Source organism: Microcoleus sp. PH2017_09_SFU_O_A (assembly GCF_020738625.1).
Lineage (GTDB): Bacteria > Cyanobacteriota > Cyanobacteriia > Cyanobacteriales > Microcoleaceae > Microcoleus.
Genome location: NZ_JAEQCF010000035.1, coordinates 91,283 through 106,722 on the forward strand (window position 1 = coordinate 91,283; position 15,440 = coordinate 106,722).

Genomic DNA, 15,440 nt, shown 5'->3' on the forward strand with positions numbered 1-15,440 from the left:
GGGAATGCTGGCCCAGAGGAAAATTATCTCAATTAACCGAACTCAAGAACAATTTTGCTGCAAAACTAATTTCAAAACTTTATAAAGTTTTTTGTGCTGGGTAAGTCCTAGACGCAACTCTCATATTTAAAGCAAAGGTACGTTGTTGCGATGCAAGCGCTCTTTCATAGATATAAAGAAAGAGCGCTGAAGCGCAACTACGTACCTTGAGGAAATCCAAAATTGTATTATCCACCGCTGACGGGGGGGATGAGTACAACTTCGTCGCCGTCTTGGAGGATGGTGTCGGGGGAGACGAATTCTAGGTTGACGCCGAAGCGGGTACGATCGCGCCACTGTTCTAATTGAGGGTATTGGCCGATCGAGCTTTCGAGCACTTCAGATACCGGGGTTTCGGGAGGAAGTTCTAGTGTAAGTTCCGAAACGCCGTAGGCTTCACTGAAGGCGGCGAATAGTTTAACGGTGATGGTAATCGAAGAGTTAGACACGGCTGTTTTGTGCGATCGACAGTTTGGCAATAATCAACTACACCATACAATTAATTGAGAATTACGCGCACCCAGGCTTAGAATTGAAAGCGGCAATCTTTAGTTAATTTTTAGCAGAGCTGGTAAAAATGACCGTTGATTGCAGCATAAAATCCGAACAGTCTTGTATGCCCATCGCTCTTACCAACCAGGCGTTAGAAGCAGTTGGCATCCACTTAAATGCAGCTAGCGAAGATTGAGTTAGCTGGTGTTGAGCCGAGGGCAAGACTACTTTTTGAGGAGGCGGTATCGATACTTCCCCGTAATTGTGGGAGAGTAGCAAAATATCGAACTAACTTTAGCGAGTAACAAAGCAGACTATGCTCTGCTAACTGGCTGATTCCCGACGAAAAATCTGGTTGTCCAGTCCAGCTTATAATTTCCAAAGCTTTGCTCCGCTTAGGAAGCGTGCCCTTCGATCTCAGAATAATAGTCAAGTTAACGCGAACCTGATATTTATGGCAAGTAACGATTTTAAAGTGCTTCAAATTATTGAAGCTAAAGGCTGGTATGCCTTTGGGAGTACGAAGCAAAGCCAGCACGTTGAGAGGTGGGTAAGGCCTGTGGTGTGTTGGGTTTTAATAGAAGATAAAAAAAAGCGGCGGATTGTGACTGCTACCGCTAGCTATCAGATCCAGATTGATGACAAAGAAGTCGAGTTTTTTGCCCATGAAAGCGAAATTCAAGATATCGAGAGCCTCCCCAAGTCTGTCTCGGTATCGGAATTTCTCAAAACAGAAGATTGAGATCGGGTGCACAAGGAGATTGTTTAACAAGTTATTAATCATTCCTTAGTAATTCCTTAAACTTGCTGCCGGATGCTTTTTCAATTGGAGGCAAAATCACTCTAATTGAGGAGAGGAGGAGAATTTATACTTTTGCCTTGCCTTCGGTATCTCTAGCCAAAGGTCTTCGGTACCCCAAAAAATAAAGAGGCCGGAAGATTGCTGGCATTGCCAACACGCTTCCGACCTTTGCTGAATAACAGGGTATGCATATGTTTTTAAAGTATGGCAGGCAAGCCTTATAAATATCAAGAGGACTATTGCAATCACCCACAGTAATTCCTTAAACTTGCTGCCGGATCCTTTTTCAATTGGAGGCAAAACCACTCTAATTGAGGAGATGCCAGATGAGAAGATAGCGAGAATTTATATTTTTGAGTTGCCTTGTGCGTCTCTAGCCGAAGGTTTTCAGTACCCAAAAAATAAAGAGGCCGAAAGATTGCTGGCATTGCCAACACGCTTCCGACCTTTGCTGAATAACAGGGTATGCATATGTTTTTAAAGTATGGCAGGCAAGTCTTCTAGATATCAAGAGGACTATTGCAATCACCCACTTTTACTTTTTGGGTATGTTTGCAAGGCTTCTACTATTTTAGACTGGAATTTTGAAATTTGAGGGCGGTGATGGTTACAGGTTAAGGATTCTAGCTATTTTTGTGTAGCACTCGCTACATAAAAAAGGCGGGTCGATCGCACATCCTGCCTAAATTGTTTGCATTCAAAGAGCAAAAGTGCGATGGCTACACCCCGGCTTGGGTGCTGCGAGTTCAAACGCCACTAGCAACAGGTTCAGGCATCTGCTGCCGCATCCGTCGCCCCAGGAAGGCCATCCGCACACCGCCCGCCGGCCCTAAAGTCACCCCTCGGCGTTTGGCTTGTACGGGCTTTTTCTCGGCTAAGGTTAAGTCGAAATCGCGCAAAATGGTTGCGATCGCCAGTTTCATTTCCAACTGCGCCAGCGCTAAGCCGATACAACGGCGACTACCGCCCCCAAAGGGCAAATATTCGTAAGGCGAGAATTGCCTCTCCAAAAACCGTTCAGGCTTGAATTGCAGCGGTTCTGGATACAAATCTTCCCGGCGGTGGGTTAAATAAATTGAGCCGAAAACCACCGTACCCGGTTCGAGTTGATGGCCCATTAGTTCCACGGGTTCCCGCACTACTCGCGGAAATGTCAGCATTCCCACTGGGTAAATTCGCAGTGTCTCTTGACAAACTGCACTCAGGTAAGGCAAGCGGGAAATCTCCATTGGGTCGGGGTTTTCGCCCAAACTGTCCAATTCTGGCAGCAGTTTCTGGCGTACCGAGGGCAAACTGTGAATCCAGTAAAAGGCCCAAGCTAGCGCTGTTGCTGTGGTTTCGTGGCCAGCAAACAACAGCGTCATTAATTCGTCGCGCAATTCTTCATTCGTCATTGGTTCGCCGTTTTCGTCGCGGGCGGCCATCATTAAGCTGAGAATGTCGGTACGATCGGCATTTGGTTGCTGTTTGCGCTCTTCTATTTCGCCGTCCATCAGTTCGTGAATTTTTTGGCGCTGCTGTTTCATGCGTCCCCAAGGACTCCAAGGGCCCCAATCTTGCTGCAACCAGGGCAGAAATAGGATACTCGATCGCACCGGAGAGCCGGTCATATCGATAATTGAAGCCAGCAGCGGGGAAAGTTGCTGCAACCGCGGCCCTTCATTCAGTCCGAAGACTACTTGCAAAATTACCCGCATGGTGATTTCCTGCATGGCTGTGCGGGCGACAAAAGGTCGATCGACCTTCCACTTGCTAGCAACATCTTGGGTAATATCGCAAATTTGCTGGCCGTAGTTTCGCATCCGTTCCCCGTGAAAGGGTGGCATCAATAATTGACGTTGCCGTTTGTGCTTTTCTCCGGAGATTACAATCATCGATTGTTCCCCCAGGACTGGTTTGAGAATACCGTTGATATCGCCTGGAGCATCAAGCGCCTTGCTGTTGAGCATTTCCTGGATCGCTTGCGGGTTGTGGATCATCACGAAGGGTTCAAGGTTGCCCCATCGAGTCGTGAAAATCTCCCCGTACTTTTTGGCGTTGCCGTCCATGTATGTCAGCGGATCGCCAATCCATTGAATTAGTTGCAAGAAGGGGGGGTTTTCGGGGCCGTCAGGTAGGGTCATAAAAATTTTGTTGGTGTTACAAGAGGCGGGCACCATCCATAGGAATTACGTAGAAACTGGTTGTACGCTCTCCCATAATTTTAAGGGATTATTCTCGAACGGTACTCACAATGTCCTGTCCGAGCTCTGTAAAACGGACTGTTTTAATTTGCCAAGGAGCATAACTGGTTAAGGTTTGGCGCACGCCTCCGAACAAACCTAACATCTGACAGCTTGACAGATTTTGCAATTTCTGGCGCGAATTCCCTGAGGCCCGTAAATCTACGGTAGCGATGCCGAGGTCGCGATCGATTTTAAGCCGATAACCAACTAAACCCAGACTAGCGAAAATCTCCTGCTTTAATACTTCATTAACGGCCGATGACATTAACTGGTTATCTGGGCCTGTAACTGTTGCTGGCTTCAGACTTTGACAAAGATTGTCTACCTCATAAACCGTAACTGTAGCTGTGCTTTCTGGTACTTTGGTACTCGGTAAAACCGAGCTAACAGAGTTAGAGGGCTCCGGTGGGGCCGATCGACTATCAAGTTGATTGCCGGTTAGCTGTAGGTGCGGGAACTGACGGGTTCTTGCTGAGGGTTGGCTCTGGTTTTCGGCTGATTTAGCTGCTGCATCGTAGCTAGAACAACTGCTACCCCCGATCAAAATTAATCCAGTCGCTAAATACCCGAACTGTTTGCAGATAAGGTTCATAACTTTTTAATACTCAACTAAACGTCAGTGTAGGTCGGGCAGAATTTTGGTGGTAGCAAGCACTTAATCCCTAATTACACTCACTTAGAAGTATTTCCGCAGTATGAAGACGAAAATAAGTTCAGAGTTATTGTTTAATAGTCCGGACAGTTTTTAGATCGCAGCCTGAAACCCTTGATTTACCCGAAAGCGTATCGTGTGCCTCGTTAGCGTAGCCCTCGCAGAGGATCGCCATGAAACCCTGATTCTACGGTCGGCAATCAAAAATGTCCGAAATATTGCTTGCTAATACCTTTATTTTAGTGTTAGATTACACAAGAGGGGTATCTCCCCTCATTGGTGCAACCCTGCCGTCTTCGTATCTCCGCAGATCGACCTCGCGATTTAAATCACAAGTTAGATCAAATACCTTGTCAGTGGTGTGATGTACCCGATGCAAATTTAGCTATTCCAAGGTCTGAGGTAACAGCCTCTTTCCGGTTGGCGAAAGCTTGAGTTTGATAGTAGTAATGACGACAGAATTTAGAGTTGGCCACGTATTGTGGCATGGTTCAACAACCGCGCCGAAAGCACCGCGATAAGGAATGTACAAGTAGCGAACAACATACAGAAGATTTCAGCAAACTGAAGTACAAAAAAAACTGGTTTCCGTAAGGCTGCACCTGTGAGTGTCGGCCATGATTCCGAGTTTCTGATGTGCAGTCGATCGAGCTGAAATTTGCTGTGATTTGGATCTCTAATTAACTTGCGTATCAAGATTATTATCGCAGAATCAGGTGCTTTTTGTAACAAATTTACTAAAAATCGAGCGAAAACATGATCGAACAGCAATTAACAAAAGTTTTGGCGACAGCAGCGATCGCCCTGTGCGCTCTGACAGTGGCTTCTGCGCCAAGTTATGCCCGGCCGACAGTGGGGGAAAGCGGATTTTGGTGCAGCACCTCGACAGGTGCGCCGGTGACGCTGTACCAAAACCCTCAAGGTGCAGTAGAGCCTTGGATTGAGTGGACTTCTGATTATTTTTCCGGTTCGGGCTACGATCCGGCAACTCGGTGTCAATTGGTCAGCCAACGCCTCGAAAGCTATCGCCGCAACCGAATGCTGAGGTACATTACCGTTGGTCAGATGAACGGCCAAAATGTCATCTGCACGGCGAATCAAGTCAATGGTGTGTGCCAAAATTTGATTTATACCCTGCGGCCGGGCCAAGACCCGATCGGCTCTTTGTATAATTTGTTAGCTTGGCGTCAAGGACAGGTGGGGATGCCCTCTACGGAGGAAAGCAGCCAAATTCCTTACATTGATGTGAGAGAAAAGCTAGGGGAAAAACTAGGGGAAAATATGGGCGATCGGGCGCAACTGCCCCCTTTTTCTGGGCCCTCGGAACTGCGGTAAAGACTGGAAAATTGCCAATCTCATTGCCAATTCCCGGGGGTGACGTGGAAAACTTGGCGCGACAGGCGACGATACGCATCAAGACCTCGAAATCCTCGGGTTCTGGGGCGATCGTCCAGCGCCAGGGACAAACGTATACTGTGTTGACTAGCTGGCACGTTGTGGCTTTCGACAAGGGCGATCGCACAATTATCACGAGCGACGGCCAGATCCACCAACTGTTGGGAGTTCCGCAGCGACTGGGCGATACCGATCTGGCGATCGCTAAATTTCGCAGCGCGATCGAGTATAAAGTAGCGCCGATTGGCGCGCAGCAGCCAGCGGTGGGAGAGCCGCTGCTGGCGGCCGGATTCCCTGCGGAGACTGGGGCGTTGGCCGTAGCGCAGGGGTTCGTAGAACTGCTGCTGCCAAAATCTTTACCTGAAGGCTATAGCTTGGGCTATACAAATGAGGTTAAAATTGGCATGAGCGGCGGCCCGATTTTTAATGCCAAAGGTTTCTTGGTTGGGATTAACGGTCGAGGTAAGTATCGAGATCCCGGTTTTGGCGTCTATGCTTTTGAAGATGGAAGTGAACCGACGCCGGAATTATTGGAAAAGATGGTTAAATCTAGTTGGGGAATTCCTATCAGTACATATTTGCAGTTCGTCTCGTCTCATGTGGAGAGTTAGCGATGAATTCGTGGGGTTTGCGGTTTGATGCGCTGACAGTCATTTTGACCGGTGCAGTAACGGCGGCAGCAATTGTCGGCCCACAATATGCTGCTTGTGCTAAAACAGCCCAAGAAATTGCAGAGGTAGCGATGTTCACAACTGTAGAAGTGAACAACACGCTGGGTTTTGCGGCTGGTGGCTCAGGAGTAATTATTGCTAAACAGGGGAATATTTACACTGTTCTGACGGCGAATCACGTAGTGGCAAGTCTCGCCCAAGAATACAGCATTCGCACTCATTCGGAAAAAAGCTATACAGCAATCAGAATACAGCGACTCCCGAAAAACGATCGCGATATAGACTTAGCTTTGATCCAGTTTCAGAGCCGAGATCGGTATCCAGTAGCGCCGATCGGTGAATCGCAACGTGCTGTTGTCGGTTCTACTATTTACGTTGCTGGCTATCCGCTACCAGTCGCCTCTGGATCTGAAAGAAAACTCGAATTTACTGCTGGTATTATCTCTTCTCGCGTCGGTCGCGCATCATCCGGGTACGGATTGCGCTATCAAGCTGTGACAAGGCGTGGGATGAGTGGCGGGCCTGTATTTGATGCTGATGGCAGGGTTGTGGGAATTCACGGCCAGGGTGATACTGTTGGTACGGTGCAGAGCCAGTGGAACGGTCAGACTGAGGAAATTAAAACTGGGTTGAATGCCGCAATCCCGATCGATGCTTTTACGGCGTTGCGATCGCAAACCTTACCTAACGGGTTTGATATTCTCAGCAATATTGCCATCAACCGCAGCTCTCCCCAAACTCAACCGAATCTCCAGCGGGGGGGATTTGTGTGCGATACCTCAACGGGAGAACCAGTGACTGTATATCAAAATCCCCAAGGGTTTAGAGAGCCTTGGATTCGCTGGAATTCTAATTTCTTTTCTAGTGCTGGCTACGATCCTCTGACTCGCTGTCAACAAGTGACTCAACGCCTAGATAATTATAACCGCAACAAACAGCTTAATTATGTCACTGTCGGTCTGGTAAACAATCAAAAAGCGATTTGCACGAGCAGCCGGATTAACGGGCCCTGCGAAGGTTTGATCTACACGTTGCGTCGCGATCAAGATCCAGCTCCTGCACTTAGCACTTTCTTTGTTTGGCTGGCGAATCAAAAGGCTAGACCGTCTCTTTTTGAAAGCGGCGCTCCGATTTATATTAATCTTGGGGAACGACTAGATGTAGATATTGCCGAGCCCTAAAGAAACAGTTTGTAGTGCGGACTTCAGTCCGCTTTATGCTGCGGACTGAAGTCCGCACTACAAACCTTACTTATTGGAGTCAATCGATCGGACGCGATAGAAAGGTTGCGCTCAGAGTAAAAAAAGCAGATAGCCTTTCGGCTTCGCTCAAGGTAAAAAGAAGGAAGACGGAAGAAGGAAGAGGGAATAAAATTAATGGTTTCAGCAATCAACAAAGTTGTCACCGCTTTGGGGATTGCTATAAAAATTTGAGATATTTGACAGATTTATGATTCGACATAGCAGAAGTGATGATTTTTTGCAACACAAAAGCTATAAAATTACTGTTACTTAATCCAAGTCAAATTTTTCAGGTATAAAGAAGCATGACTGCAACTACGCCGAAGGCAACGTCAGCAATTCCTAGTTTTTGTGAAGGAATCCAGTATTTCTCGGAGAATGTGCCGGGTTTTGAGACTTACGGGAAAACACCTGCGATCGCCCAAGGAAGCAATTCGATCGCCGATCCAGCAGATCCAGCCGCCGTCTTTCAAACGATGCTCGGAGCAGACGCCCTGCGCTACTTAACGCTGCAAATCACAGCCAGCAAGGCATCGGGACATCCGGGGGGTTTTGCCAGCCAAGCTGAGGCCTACGCTGCGTTGGTGATGTTGGGACACAAGAACATTGTCACCGAAGTCGGGCACCACGCGCCAGGATTTTATAGTGCCATGTTTCTCGATCGATCTTTAGAAGACATGGGAATTACCAAAGTACAGCAAGCGCGCGATAAATTCCGCGAAAAAGACGGTTTGTTAGGACATCTTTCCGGTTTCATTCCCGGCCTTTTAGCACCAGCCGGCCCCCTCGGACAAGGACAGCATTTCGCAATGGCGGGCGCACTTTTGCACCCCGACAAACTGTTTCCTTTCACGATGGGCGACGGTGGGATGGGCGAACCCTATCCGATGAGCAGCATGGGACATTTCCACACAGCTTATCCGAAAGCTACTAACTTTTTGCCAGTGTTAGTTTGGAACGGATATTCCCAAGAACATCACAGTATGGTTTCGACTAAAACTAATGCTGAAATGATTGCTTATTGGCAAGGAAACGGTTTTAAAGAAGTCATCTTAGTTGATGCTAAGGAATTTGATGACAAAAATCAACCGGAAGCTTATGTTGACAGCACGGCTTTTTCCCTCGAACAGCGGATGGCATTTACCAAAGCTGTTTTAGAAGGAGTTGACAAAGCGGCAAAATCTGCTCTCGGCGGCAAATTAACTGTGTTTATTATCAAACAGTTGAAAGGTGCTGGCGTACACGCACGCGGAGCAAAATCTCACAACCTTTATCCCAAAGATACCCTCGATGCTCCGCACATTGTCAGCGCCTTAAAACAGCGGGCTTTGACTGCTGAGGCGTGGCAGTTGGTGCGGACAAATTGCGAACGTGCTGGTGGCGGGCCTGCTGCGAAAACCGTTGTTACTGAGTTTGCATTGCCGCTAGCAGATTTGGGAGAATTGCCTTTAGAAGAATTTGCGGTTGGTGGAGAAGCGAAGATTTCGACAACTGCAATGGGACGTTTGGTGGGAACTGTCGGCGAGCGCGATCGCACTTTTCTTGTCACCAATGCAGACGGCAACGAAGCATCAGCAATTGCCAACATCAACCAAGCTCTCAAAATCATTCACCCGACGACGGATGATTTGTACAATCAATCGCCCAACGGTCAAGTTTACGAACCTTTGAGCGAAGATGCTTGCGCGGGTTTGGCAGTAGGATTGTCGCTATTTGGAGCGCGGAGTTTGTGGTGTTCCTACGAATCTTTTGCCATCAACGGTTTACCAATTTGGCAAACTGTAACGCAAGCAATGGCAGAATTGCGCCGTGCAACTCCGGCAACTGTCACCTTATTTACAGCGGGTGCATTGGAGCAAGGCCGCAACGGTTGGACGCACCAACGCCCGGAAATTGAGGCTTATTTTGCGGCGATGATGCGTAACGGAAATGTGTTTCCTTTGTTTCCACCGGATGCTAACAGCATTCAAGCTTGTTACGATTGGGCTTTGAGTGCCAGAAATAAGGGAGTTGTGATTACTGCGAGCAAGTCGCCGCTGCCAATTCGTACTACTTTTGCACAGACTCGCCAAGGTTTAGAAGATGGTGGAATTGTGTTGCACGAAACAACCGGAAATAAGAAAGTTGTGTTTGCTGTTGTCGGCGATATGACTTTAACGCCGGTGTTTGAAGCGGCGGCATCATTGGAGAAAGAAGGCTTGGGAGTGCGGATTGTTTCTGTTGTGAATCCCCGCCGTTTGTACCGTTCCAGCGATGTTGCTTGGAATACTTGTTCGGAAGCTGACGGTGGCTTTTTGAGCGATGAGAAATTTGCCGAAATGTTTGGTGGAGATGCCTTGATTGGCGTGACAGGCGGTGCTTCTGGGATGTTGGAGCCGGTGATGCTTCGCAGCAATTGCCCGCGCGATACTTTCGCATGGAAGCGGGGGGAAACCACTGCTAGCGCTGGTGAGTTGATGGCGTTTAATGGGTTGACGGCTGATGCTTTGACGAAAAGGGCGATCGGGCTAGTTGGTTAGGTTATAATTTTCAAGTCTCCCGGTTTGTTACCGGGAGATTCTTAAGGATTGAAAAGGTATGTTGTTGCGATGCAAGCGCTGTTTAATAATCCAAGAAAGAGCGCTTAAGCGCAACTACGTACCAAGAAAGGTATGTTGTTGCGATGCAAGCGCTCTTGAATAATCCAAGAAAGAGCGCTTAAGATGCAAGCGCTCTTGAATAATCCAAGAAAGAGCGCTTAAGCGCAACTACGTACCAAGAAATATGATAATTATATCCTGCGATTATTGTGGCAAAGACTGCCCGGACGACAATCGTTTAATGCCTTCCATCGCCGTAGTTTCTCCAGCTTTATCGCCGCCATCGCGGGCAATTTTCAAAGCTCGCTCGTAGGAGTTGAGAGCTTTAGGATATTGACGGAGACTTTCATAAATCGCGCCCATATTGTTAAACAAGCGTCCCATACTTGTCTTGTCACCGATAGCTTCAAACATCGGTATTGCTTGCTGAAAATAGATCAACGCTTGAGTATCTTTGCCTTGTTTGCGACAGGTAAGTGCCATGTTGTTGAGGAGGCGGGCGACGCCAGCCCTGTCTCCGATTTCCCGGCGAATTGCTAAGGCTTGATGGTAAAATTCCATCGCTCTGTTAAAGTCGCCGATGTTGTAATAGACGCCGCCCATGTTATTGAGGGTACGGCCTAAATCGCGCCGATCGCCCTCTGTGGTGCGAATCGTCCGCGCTTGCTGGTAAAATTCGATCGCCTTTGCGTAATTTACCTGCTCTGCGTACACTGCCGCGATGTTGTGAAAAGATTCTGCTATTTGAATTTGGTCGTTGGCAATTTTTGCAAGTTCCAAAGCTTCTTGGTGCAGTTTCATCGCTTCGTCAAAATTGTCCGCAAGTCGGTTGACGAAACCGATGAGATTGAGAGTGTGGGCAATGCGGGGCCCTTCGCCGATTTCTCGGTGAATGGCTAAAGCTTGTCGCAAAACTTCCAAAGCTTTGGACTGCGAACCCATTTCGGTGTAAACTTCCCCGATATTGTTGAGGGTTTCTCCGATTCCCGGTTTGTCGGCTAGTTGCTTGCGAATTGCCAAAACTTGCTCAAAAGTCTGGATTGCTTCTCGAAACAAACCCTCACGGTGCTGTTTGACTCCTGTTTCAAAGAGTTTGTCTGCTTCCGTTTTGGGATCTGTTGCTTGGGCACGCGGGGCGAAGCTATCCCGTAGGGAATCGCCCGATCGAGCTGGCCTGGCATTTATAATAGGGGCAAATGCCCGAGCGTCTGAAATTTCCAGCAAGCTGAGTGCGGGCGATACCACAATACTTATAGCTGCGAGATAGCTGAAGCGGTAAGAGTGGCAATACACCGATCGAGTCCTCCAAAAGCCCATTTATAAATAAGATAGACCTCTTTGGGGTGTTTCTGCCAAGTTTTTTTCTGTGTCGCTAGCCTCTGATACCAGTTTCAACAAAGAATGCAACTTTAAGCAAGTTGCAAACTCATGCACAAGCAGTCAATTCCACTTCTTCAATCCAAAATCGAAAATGGCTTGGCTTGGCTTATGTCTTACCATAAAGAATTGGTTGAAAGCCCGCCCGATCGGGAGAAATTAAAATCAGACTATTCATTACTCCAATACTCGGACTTAAGGGTAGAGGTAGCTCTCAAACTGTCAACTGTCAACTGTCAACTGTCAACTGTTGAACAGACTGCCATAATCAGCGGCATATAGTTGAGAGCGGAGATGACAGCAAAGTTTTTGCTCGGTGGAAGCGATATTTTTTCTGGACTGTGCAAGATGATGTCCTGTTTGTCAACTGTAATCCAAGCAATTCCTGACAAGACTTGAACTTCTCGATGATTTTGAGGCAACCTATACACCTCGTTTTTCATGAGGATTATGCGATCTGGCGCTGCACATTCGGAATATCTTTGAAGCATAGCATCTCCTTTGGAATTAATTATCCAAAATCAACAATTTCCCCGAATTTTCTGGCGGGCTGGTTTATCAAAATCTTGGCTGCTCGCAAACAATCGAAACTCCCCCACACAAGCAATAATCTACTATTGGCAATAACGCCGATCGATCCAAGCGCGTATTTCGTCATCTGTCGCCGCGCTCTTAGAGCGACCAGTCGCGCGATCGCAACCGTGCCAGCAAGTGTTACCATTGCGATCGCAGGTTTGCCAAATTCTGACCTCGTTTTCGCCAGCAGCGGCGGTGAGCAAACCTTGCCAAAGTTGATTGATAGCTGAAAAGAGCGATCGGCTTTTTGGCTTTTTGGCATATTTAGCTCGCTCGTTAATCGAAACAACGCTTGTTTTTTCGGGATACCGCACTTTTTCGTAAGTTGACATAACAAACACCTTCAAATTCTTAATTAAACAAAAATTGCACAATCAAAAATCGCAGCTAAAAGGAAGCAATAACTTGCTCGCAATTACAGCACTTTTGATAGCTCTGCAACTCCTGTACAATTAAATCTTTTAGCTAATATATCCACCCTAGCTCTGGGCAAAACAACAATCAAATCATTACTTGCATAGGTTGTATGAATAAAATCGATAGATAAATATATCAACCGCACCCGACAGTTAGTAGGACGTTATTAATTGCTGAAAACCTTGCCTTCGAGTCCTTTTTCCTGGGAGCATCTCAGTTTTTCAAGAAGCATTTTTTAAAGAGCGGACTAAAGTCCGTACTACGAACCTTTTTTGAGCGGAACACTGTAAATGCACAACTGAGATGCTTCTTTTTTCCTTCTTCCCTCTGTCAACTGTCAACTGTCAACTGTCAACTGTCAACTGTCAACTCTTCCTTCTAGGAAACGCTATGAATGACATCAACACACGGCGGATGAAACTCTCCCAGATTCAGGCTTTGATAGCAGTAGCCGACTGTGAAAACTTTAGCGAAGCGGCTTTGCAAATGGAACTTTCACAATCCGCAGTCAGCCACGCCATCGCCTCTTTAGAAACAGAATTGGGTGTGCAATTGTTCCATCGGGGGCGACACGGTGCTCAACTGACGCCGGTGGGGGAAAGAGTGGTGCTTCACGGGCGTCAAATTGTGCGATCGTTAGAAATGATGGTAAAAGAAGCGGATTTAGAGAAAGGTTTGCAGGGAGGCCAGGTGCGGATAGTGACGTTTCGCAGCGTCGCAACTCATATCCTACCGGGTATTATTGCTCAATTTCGCGATCGCTTTCCCAAGATTGCTGTCAGCATTACCGAAGTGTATTATACCCAGGCTGTGGAGGAAGCTTTGCGATCGGGCAAAGCAGACATCGGCTTTGTTTCTCTTCCCATCTCAGATGAATTTGAAAGTAGAGAAATTTTGCGGGATAAATACGTTGTGTTGTTGCCGCCAACTGCCAAATTATCAAGTGCTAAGATTACTTGGGAAGAATTAGCAAATCATCCGCTGATTTTGCAGCCGCCGGAAACTGCTTGTTCTATACCCCTACGCAAATATTTAGCAACTTCGGAGTTTCCCTTAAATATTGCTTACGAACTCAGCGAAGATTCAACTATTGTCAGTATGGTGATGGGCGGTTTGGGTGCTACAATTATGCCGCGTTTGGCGGCCGAACCGATACCTGCTGAGGTAAAAGTTTGCAGTTTACCAGCGGCTTTTGAAAGGGTAATTGGGGTGGCTGTTTTGAGGGACGCGCTGTTAATTCCGGCCGTGTTTGCGTTTTTGGATTTAGTTAAAAGTGCGACAGAGATTGAATATGATACTGATTTTCCGATTAATCCTTCATGATAAACCTAAGTTATTGGTTATTGCATAGATTTGGATTCTTTGACCGCAGATATCAGCGAATGAACAAGGATGAACGCGGATGGGATTTTATCTGCGTTTATCTGCGTTCCTCTGCGGTTAAAAAAAAATATAGCTCCATAATTACGAACAACCAATAATATGAATCAACCATCAGTGCTCTCTCTCACCCAGTTGCGTAAATTCACCTCCGCTTCTACCTCATCTACCTGTGCTGCTGCCAAAAATTCGTAGAGCTTGGACTTGGGGAGAATCGGAAAAGTGGGGCTAACAGATACTTCCAAATACTCATCATTCTCCAGCTTATAAATTCGCCATTCTCTACCATCGTACCGCCACAACTCCGGTACTCCCATACTGGCATAGAGAGCAGGCTTGTTAATATCAGTATGGGTGATATCTATTTCTACGACTAAATCGGGTGGCGGATCTGTTGCTAAATCTACTGTACGACCGGCTACGAGGGGCTGATTTTGGATGTAATAGGCATTATCGGGTTCTGCACCGCGCTCTAGATCCGATCGATCGAGGGTTGTCGAACCCATTGTTTTTATCTTTAAACCTAGTTCTCTCACCAAAATCCGAATCAAAAACTCGATTAAGCGTGCTGAAAATTCGTGTTCTTCTAAAGGCATGGTAATTTCTAAAGTCCCTCGATCGAATGTCAATGTAGCCGCTCGTTTATCGCCAAAAATCTGGAGCAGTTGTTGATAACCCTCCCAAGTAATATCTCTAAACACCACTCGCTGTTCGCCTCGGAGTAACGGTGGTGCGATCGGCGCAACAGAAATCATATTTTTTTACTTCCAGCTATGATATTTCTAGGATAACAGAAGGAACAGGCTTTCCGGCCTGTTCCACAATTAATAAAATTATTGATTGTGGAACGGGCCGGAAAGCCCGTTCTTAAAAATAGTCAACAAATTTTATTTACTCTTATCTGTTCTCTGCCGCAAAATAAATTCAGCTAGCGCTAAATCAACGGGCGTTGTAACTTTTAAATTTGTCTCTTCCCCCTCCACAATTTGCACTGGTAAACCGCATTTTTCAAACAAAGCTGCATCGTCTGTAACTTCCCAACCTTTCTCCCGCCCTTGTTGGTGACACTGCTTTAACAATTTCACTTCAAATCCTTGGGGAGTCTGGGCAGCCCACAAATGGCTTCTGTCCGGTGTGTCTCGCACGATTCTAGACTCATCCACCACCTTAATCGTATCCTTGACCGGGACGGCGACAATCAAGCCCGGACAGCTTAAGAGAGCTGCTGAAGATCGATCGAACAATTCAGGAGTTGCTAAACACCTGGCGCCGTCGTGAATCAACACGCGATCGGCATTTGGCGGCAAGGCCTGCAAACCGTTGTAAACTGACTCTTGCCTGGTAGCCCCTCCTTGAATCAGTTCCACGGGCTTGAGCAAAGCTAAATCGCCCAGAATTGCCTTAAAATCAGGAAAATCTTCAGGCTGGCCCATAATGCCGATCCAGCTAATCTGCTGCGAAGCTTCAGCGGCGGCCAAAGTCCAACTCAGCAAAGGTTTTTCCAGCAAAGTCAGCAGCAGTTTGTTCCGCTGACTACCCATCCGTCGCCCCGAACCCGCCGCAGGAATTAATAAGTGCATTAACTAACCCTTCT

General features: G+C 47.1%; 15 protein-coding genes. 7 read left to right on the forward strand and 8 right to left on the reverse strand.

Annotated features, from left to right (window positions below; translation table 11 throughout):
- Positions 1-227 precede the first annotated feature (227 nt).
- Positions 228-488: a MoaD/ThiS family protein gene (locus JGK16_RS14940; RefSeq protein ID WP_293181042.1), complete on the reverse strand. Its 261-nt coding sequence runs from the start codon at positions 486-488 to the stop codon at positions 228-230.
- A gap of 497 nt (positions 489-985) precedes the next feature.
- Here JGK16_RS14940 and JGK16_RS14945 point away from each other — a divergent pair, with 497 nt between their 5' ends.
- Positions 986-1,273 carry a hypothetical protein gene (locus JGK16_RS14945; protein WP_193973219.1) on the forward strand — a complete coding sequence of 96 codons (288 nt, stop codon included), beginning with the start codon at positions 986-988 and terminating at the stop codon, positions 1,271-1,273.
- Between the two features lie 806 nt (positions 1,274-2,079).
- On the opposite strand, the gene JGK16_RS14950 is transcribed toward JGK16_RS14945, so the two are convergent.
- Positions 2,080-3,456 (reverse strand): cytochrome P450, encoded by a 1,377-nt coding sequence (locus JGK16_RS14950; RefSeq protein WP_293181047.1) that lies wholly within the window; start codon positions 3,454-3,456, stop codon positions 2,080-2,082.
- 88 nt (positions 3,457-3,544) lie between these two features.
- Positions 3,545-4,150: a hypothetical protein gene (locus JGK16_RS14955; protein ID WP_293181050.1), complete on the reverse strand. Its 606-nt coding sequence runs from the start codon at positions 4,148-4,150 to the stop codon at positions 3,545-3,547.
- An 816-nt stretch (positions 4,151-4,966) separates the two neighbouring features.
- Between JGK16_RS14955 and JGK16_RS14960 the strand changes: the two genes are divergently transcribed.
- From JGK16_RS14960 to JGK16_RS14980, 5 genes are all read left to right on the forward strand, one after another.
- Complete coding sequence (locus JGK16_RS14960; protein ID WP_293181053.1) at positions 4,967-5,545, forward strand: COP23 domain-containing protein; 579 nt, start codon at positions 4,967-4,969, stop codon at positions 5,543-5,545.
- An 11-nt stretch (positions 5,546-5,556) separates the two neighbouring features.
- The gene (locus JGK16_RS14965) at positions 5,557-6,216 is read left to right on the forward strand and encodes a serine protease (protein WP_293203224.1); all 660 of its coding nucleotides are present in this window, start codon (positions 5,557-5,559) and stop codon (positions 6,214-6,216) included.
- A gap of 2 nt (positions 6,217-6,218) precedes the next feature.
- The gene (locus JGK16_RS14970) at positions 6,219-7,457 is read left to right on the forward strand and encodes a COP23 domain-containing protein (protein ID WP_293181059.1); all 1,239 of its coding nucleotides are present in this window, start codon (positions 6,219-6,221) and stop codon (positions 7,455-7,457) included.
- Between the two features lie 14 nt (positions 7,458-7,471).
- The gene (locus tag JGK16_RS14975) at positions 7,472-7,729 is read left to right on the forward strand and encodes a hypothetical protein (RefSeq protein ID WP_293181062.1); all 258 of its coding nucleotides are present in this window, start codon (positions 7,472-7,474) and stop codon (positions 7,727-7,729) included.
- A 93-nt stretch (positions 7,730-7,822) separates the two neighbouring features.
- A complete protein-coding gene (locus tag JGK16_RS14980) occupies positions 7,823-10,036 on the forward strand; it encodes a phosphoketolase (RefSeq protein ID WP_293181065.1) in 2,214 nt (737 codons plus the stop codon).
- A gap of 264 nt (positions 10,037-10,300) precedes the next feature.
- Here JGK16_RS14980 and JGK16_RS14985 read toward each other — a convergent pair whose 3' ends face one another.
- From JGK16_RS14985 to JGK16_RS14995, 3 genes are all read right to left on the reverse strand, one after another.
- The gene (locus tag JGK16_RS14985) at positions 10,301-11,413 is read right to left on the reverse strand and encodes a tetratricopeptide repeat protein (RefSeq protein ID WP_293203227.1); all 1,113 of its coding nucleotides are present in this window, start codon (positions 11,411-11,413) and stop codon (positions 10,301-10,303) included.
- 296 nt (positions 11,414-11,709) lie between these two features.
- Positions 11,710-11,964 (reverse strand): hypothetical protein, encoded by a 255-nt coding sequence (locus JGK16_RS14990; RefSeq protein WP_293181071.1) that lies wholly within the window; start codon positions 11,962-11,964, stop codon positions 11,710-11,712.
- Positions 11,965-12,087: 123 nt separating this feature from the next.
- Positions 12,088-12,381, reverse strand: coding sequence for a hypothetical protein (locus JGK16_RS14995; RefSeq protein ID WP_293191035.1), 294 nt, complete (start codon positions 12,379-12,381; stop codon positions 12,088-12,090).
- Positions 12,382-12,856: 475 nt separating this feature from the next.
- Here JGK16_RS14995 and JGK16_RS15000 point away from each other — a divergent pair, with 475 nt between their 5' ends.
- Positions 12,857-13,789, forward strand: a complete 933-nt coding sequence (locus JGK16_RS15000; RefSeq protein WP_293191033.1) for a LysR family transcriptional regulator — start codon at positions 12,857-12,859, stop codon at positions 13,787-13,789.
- 164 nt (positions 13,790-13,953) lie between these two features.
- Here JGK16_RS15000 and JGK16_RS15005 read toward each other — a convergent pair whose 3' ends face one another.
- Both JGK16_RS15005 and ispD read right to left on the reverse strand, forming a co-directional pair.
- The gene (locus JGK16_RS15005) at positions 13,954-14,601 is read right to left on the reverse strand and encodes a Uma2 family endonuclease (RefSeq protein WP_293191031.1); all 648 of its coding nucleotides are present in this window, start codon (positions 14,599-14,601) and stop codon (positions 13,954-13,956) included.
- A gap of 132 nt (positions 14,602-14,733) precedes the next feature.
- Positions 14,734-15,426 carry a 2-C-methyl-D-erythritol 4-phosphate cytidylyltransferase gene (ispD, locus tag JGK16_RS15010; protein WP_293181083.1) on the reverse strand — a complete coding sequence of 231 codons (693 nt, stop codon included), beginning with the start codon at positions 15,424-15,426 and terminating at the stop codon, positions 14,734-14,736.
- Positions 15,427-15,440 lie beyond the last annotated feature (14 nt).

Coding starts and splice junctions, on each gene's coding strand:
- JGK16_RS14960 (WP_293181053.1), top strand. CDS start 4,967: ATGATCGAACAGCAATTAACAAAAGTTTTGGCGACAGCAGCGATCGCC.
- JGK16_RS14950 (WP_293181047.1), bottom strand. CDS start 3,456: ATGACCCTACCTGACGGCCCCGAAAACCCCCCCTTCTTGCAACTAATT.
- JGK16_RS14970 (WP_293181059.1), top strand. CDS start 6,219: ATGAATTCGTGGGGTTTGCGGTTTGATGCGCTGACAGTCATTTTGACC.
- JGK16_RS14980 (WP_293181065.1), top strand. CDS start 7,823: ATGACTGCAACTACGCCGAAGGCAACGTCAGCAATTCCTAGTTTTTGT.
- JGK16_RS15005 (WP_293191031.1), bottom strand. CDS start 14,601: ATGATTTCTGTTGCGCCGATCGCACCACCGTTACTCCGAGGCGAACAG.
- ispD (WP_293181083.1), bottom strand. CDS start 15,426: ATGCACTTATTAATTCCTGCGGCGGGTTCGGGGCGACGGATGGGTAGT.
- JGK16_RS14955 (WP_293181050.1), bottom strand. CDS start 4,150: ATGAACCTTATCTGCAAACAGTTCGGGTATTTAGCGACTGGATTAATT.
- JGK16_RS14995 (WP_293191035.1), bottom strand. CDS start 12,381: ATGTCAACTTACGAAAAAGTGCGGTATCCCGAAAAAACAAGCGTTGTT.
- JGK16_RS14985 (WP_293203227.1), bottom strand. CDS start 11,413: ATGGGCTTTTGGAGGACTCGATCGGTGTATTGCCACTCTTACCGCTTC.
- JGK16_RS14990 (WP_293181071.1), bottom strand. CDS start 11,964: ATGCTTCAAAGATATTCCGAATGTGCAGCGCCAGATCGCATAATCCTC.
- JGK16_RS14945 (WP_193973219.1), top strand. CDS start 986: ATGGCAAGTAACGATTTTAAAGTGCTTCAAATTATTGAAGCTAAAGGC.
- JGK16_RS15000 (WP_293191033.1), top strand. CDS start 12,857: ATGAATGACATCAACACACGGCGGATGAAACTCTCCCAGATTCAGGCT.